Below are 1,668 nucleotides of genomic sequence, written 5' to 3'. Positions count from 1 at the left end.
AATGAAGCCAAATGAAGAGGAATCCTAATACTTAAAAATGCTCTTGATTATATTGAGAAGGAACACAATTGTACATCATAAATGATCATTTTTGTACAAAATTATATTGACATTTATACGTGTAAACAGAAATTTGATGAAACTGAATATAGCAAGATCAAATCACCAAAAGAACTGGTCATAATGAAAGAGGTTTGATTAGAATTAATTAGTTAATTAATCCTCTTAATTATTATTATAAAAGTTTGTAATTTTATATAAATGTAGAGCAAAAAAAGACTTATGCATTGAAAAATAGCGATTTTATCAATACTTTTTTGAATGTATATTGATATCTAAAAACAATATGATATACTATAAGTAGAGGTAATAATATAAATAATTTTAATAATATTATATAATATAAAAGGAAATTGATTAAAATGGTTAGTGAAGCTTTTGAATCTTAATAATTTTAAAATATGTTATTTTATTGTTTTTAATCAAATAGAGGTAATGCCATATGACACCACATATTATAGAAGATATTCCTGCATGGAACGCCAGCCAGTACAAATCTCAATACTTTCGGAAAGTTTTAACAGGTACAGAATACGTTCTTTGTTTGATATCGGCTGCAGAATATTTAGGTTTATGTAATTGGACAACAGAACCACAGATATATGTTCTTTCAAAAGATGAATGTAAAAAGAATCATATACAGATTGCATCCAAAAACGGTTTATATTACACTACTGTAAATCAAACCATTAATGATTTGTTATCCGATGATACCATTGATGAACAAGTTATCTTAGAAGTATTAGCTGACCAGTATTATAAAAACAATTATGCAGATTTAATTATCCGTCCTGAAAATCAAGATGCTTTTTGGCATTTCAAGCCATTTGCTGAAAAGTATTACACCGATGAAATTGAAGTCTTTAAATCTTAAAAATTTGTTATTTTATTGTATCTAATCAAAAGGTGGGAAAGGATATGACACGATTAAAAATTGAAAATTTGAAAAAAACATATCATGATGCTAATGATTTAACTGTCCTTGATAATTTAAATTTGACAGTTGAACAAAATGAATTTATTGGAATTGTTGGGACTTCTGGTTGTGGTAAATCAACATTGCTGCACATTATTGGTGGCGTTGATAAAGCAGATTCTGGAAGAATATTTTTAGATGATAATGAAATAAGCAGTTATGATTATAAAAAAATGGCTAGTTATCGTCGCAAACAGGTTAGTATCATTTATCAGTTCTATAATCTATTACCGGTATTAAATGTCGTTGATAATATTATTTTGCCACTTAAGCTTGATAACCGAAAAGTAGATCAGCAGTATTTAGATGAATTATTACAATTATTGCAGTTAAATAATAAAAAGGATGCCTATCCATCTGAACTTTCAGGAGGACAGCAGCAGCGAGTAGCAATAGCCCGGTCACTAATAACAAGACCAAAACTATTATTGGCAGATGAACCGACAGGAAATTTGGATAGTGAAAATTCTAAGATCGTAGTAGATTATTTAAAAAAGATCCACCATCAAAATGATATAACGATAATCATGGTAACACATGATTTAGAACTTGCTAAAAACTGTGATCGAATTTATGTCTTAGAGCAGGGAAAGCTAAGAGAATATGAAACTTGAGAAATTAAGATTTTTAAT

The 1,668-nt window shown here is 28.1% G+C and carries 2 protein-coding genes; both read left to right on the top strand.

All coding sequences use genetic code 11. From position 1 onward, the window contains the following. Window positions 1–502 precede the first annotated feature (502 nt). Entirely contained in the window at window positions 503–934 is a 432-nt protein-coding gene (locus tag B5E92_RS15195; protein ID WP_087303539.1) for a hypothetical protein, read from the top strand. 44 nt (window positions 935–978) lie between these two features. Continuing rightward, entirely contained in the window at window positions 979–1,650 is a 672-nt protein-coding gene (locus B5E92_RS15190) for an ABC transporter ATP-binding protein (RefSeq protein ID WP_087303537.1), read from the top strand. Window positions 1,651–1,668: the final 18 nt, after the last annotated feature.

Source organism: Erysipelatoclostridium sp. An15, assembly GCF_002160675.1.
GTDB classification, from domain to species: domain Bacteria; phylum Bacillota_I; class Bacilli_A; order Erysipelotrichales; family Coprobacillaceae; genus Thomasclavelia; species Thomasclavelia merdavium.
The sequence above is the reverse complement of the archived record's forward strand: the minus strand, read 5'-3'. Positions and strand labels throughout refer to the sequence as shown.

Coding starts and splice junctions, on each gene's coding strand:
- B5E92_RS15195 (WP_087303539.1), top strand. CDS start 503: ATGACACCACATATTATAGAAGATATTCCTGCATGGAACGCCAGCCAG.
- B5E92_RS15190 (WP_087303537.1), top strand. CDS start 979: ATGACACGATTAAAAATTGAAAATTTGAAAAAAACATATCATGATGCT.